The sequence below is a fragment of the Paraburkholderia sediminicola genome, from assembly GCF_046027825.1.
Taxonomy (GTDB): Bacteria; Pseudomonadota; Gammaproteobacteria; order Burkholderiales; family Burkholderiaceae; genus Paraburkholderia; species Paraburkholderia sediminicola_D.
The window spans coordinates 1-2443 of sequence record NZ_JAQQDU010000208.1 but is presented as its reverse complement, the minus strand read 5'-3'; the positions used below and the strand labels follow the sequence as shown (position 1 = coordinate 2443).

Here is a 2443-nt window from a genome sequence, read left to right as displayed (position 1 = left end):
CAGGATTTGCATTGAATACTGACCCACCCTTTGATCCAGTTTCAGGGTTCAGATTGGGCTTTTCAGGGTTCGTTTTCTCTCCTTTTCAGGCTGTGTCGTGCTGTTCTTGAAACGGTAGCTGTCGTTGCCGGTTTCTACAATGTGACAGTGATGGGTGAGCCGGTCGAGCAGCGCCGTCGTCATCTTCGCGTCCCCAAATACGTTGGCCCATTCCGAGAAGCTCAGGTTCGTGGTGATGATGACGCTTGTGCGCTCGTAGAGTTTGCTCAGCAGATGGAAGAGCAAGGCGCCACCGACCTGGCTGAATGGCAGATAGCCCAGTTCGTCGAGAATCACGAGATCGGCGTACATCAGACGTACAGCCAGTTGGCCGGGTTTCCCAGTCAGTTTCTCCTGTTCGAGTGCGTTGACCAGTTCGATAGTCGAGAAGAACCGCACCCGGCTACGGTCGTGTTCAATCGCCTGCACGCCAATCGCCGTCGCCAGATGTGTCTTGCCCGTGCCGGGGCCACCGACCAGCACGACGTTGTGGGCCGAGCTCATGAATTCGCATCGATGCAACTGCCGCACGGTCGCTTCGTTCGCATCGCTGCAACTGAAGTCGAAGCCGTTGAGATCCCGATACGCCGGAAAGCGGGCAACCTTCATCTGGTAGGCCAGCGAACGTACCTCACGGGCCGCCATCTCCGCCTTGAGCAGGCCCGCCAGCACGAGGGACGCCGACTTATAGGCGGGGGAGTCCTGCGCGGCCAGCTCACCCAGTGCCTGCGCCATGCCATGCAGTTTCAGGGATTTGAGCATTTCCATCATCGCATCAGGCTGCATGATGATCCTCCCGGTCTCTCAGGCTGTCATAGCGGCCCACGTTGGCTTGTGGCTCGACACGCAGGGCAAAGGCCTGGGGTGTCTCCAGTGGCGGCACTGGCGTGCCGTCCAGCAGCCGGCTCAGGAAGTTCATCACCGTCTGCTTTGAAGGCGCGCCGGCCTCAAGAGCCAGTTCGACGGCGGTGAGCACGGCCTGCTCGTCGTGCAGCAGCACAAGCGCCAGTATCTCGACCATCTCGCGGTCGCCGCCGGGGTGCTTCAGCAGGATCGACTGCAGCTTCTTGAAGGCGGCTGGAAACTCGGCGAACGGCGCGCCATTGCGCAACGCCCCGGGTTTGCGCTGCAGGACCGCGAGGTAATGACGCCAGTCATAAATGGTTTCTCCGCGATCATGGCTGCGGTTGATGCGCCGGACGTGTACGGCGATGACCTGACCTTCAGCAACGAACACGAGTTGTGCTGCGTAGACATGAAGGCTGATGGGCCGGTTCGCGAATGCCGCGGGTACGCTGTAACGGTTGCGGTCGAAGCTGACCAGACAGGTCGGCGAGACGAGCTTCGTGTGTTCGACGAAGCCATCGAATGCCTGGCCGACCGGCATCAGGTGAGGTCGTTCGATCGACCACGCGTCCCAGATCGTCGTGTCCTGTTCCGGATGCTGCGTCTGCTGCCAGAGTAAAACGCACTGATCGGCCAGCCAGTCGTTCAGTGCGTCGAGCGAGCTGAACGCCGGCACGCGTTGCCACAGGCGGTGTCGGCTGTCCTGAACGTTCTTCTCGATCTGCCCCTTCTCCCAGCCAGAGGCCGGATTGCAGAACTCGGCGTCAAACAGGTAGTGACTGACCATGGCGCCAAACCGTGCGTTGACGTCTCGCAGCTTGCCCCGACGGACCTTGTCGACAGCGGTCTTCATGTTGTCGTAGATACCCCGGCGCGGAATGCCACCCCATGCGACGAACGCGTGGTGATGAGCATCAAACAGCATCTCGTGGGTCTGCAGCAGATAGGCACGCAGGAAGAACGCGCGGCTGTGGCTGAGCTTGAACTGCGCGACCTGCAGCTTGGTGCGCTCGCCGTTGATGACGGCCCAGTCTTCGCTCCAGTCGAACTGGAAAGCTTCACCCAGGGCAAAGGTCAGCGGCACAAAGGTGCCGCGTCCAGCGGTTCTGGCGTGCTCCTGCTGCTCCTGTCGCCAGCGACGTGCAAATGCGGCGACGCGATCGTAGGAGCCGGTGAACCCCAGCGCGCCGAGGTCAGCGTGGATCTGCTTCAGGGTTCGGCGTTGTTTGCGTGGGCGGCTCGCTTCGGTCTTTAACCAGCCGGCCAGCTTTGCAGCGAACCCGTCGAGTTTGCTCGGGCTTTGCCGCTCCGGATAAGCAGGTACGACGGTGCCGGCGCGTATATAGCGTCTGACCGTGTTTCGCGAAACGCCAAGCCGTTTGGCGATCCCGCGCAGCGAGATGTGGTCGCGGTAATGCCAGCGTCGGATGATGCTCAATATTGCCATGTCGATCACTCCGTTCTCCCGCTAGCTGCTCAGCGGGCCAGTGTGTTCCACGTGGGTCAATATTCGATGCAAATCACCGGGTCAGGTGGGTCAGAATTCAGTGCAAATCAA

General features: G+C 60.6%; 2 protein-coding genes. Both read right to left on the bottom strand.

Annotation, left to right across the window (positions count from 1 at the left end):
- Positions 1 to 48: 48 nt before the first annotated feature.
- On the bottom strand, positions 49 to 825 hold the full coding sequence (gene istB / locus PQQ96_RS41865) for an IS21-like element helper ATPase IstB (protein ID WP_408303256.1): 777 nt from the start codon (positions 823 to 825) through the stop codon (positions 49 to 51).
- A complete protein-coding gene (gene istA / locus PQQ96_RS41860) occupies positions 815 to 2332 on the bottom strand; it encodes an IS21 family transposase (protein WP_408303258.1) in 1518 nt (505 codons plus the stop codon). Before istA ends, istB begins: the two co-directional genes overlap by 11 nt.
- Positions 2333 to 2443: the final 111 nt, after the last annotated feature.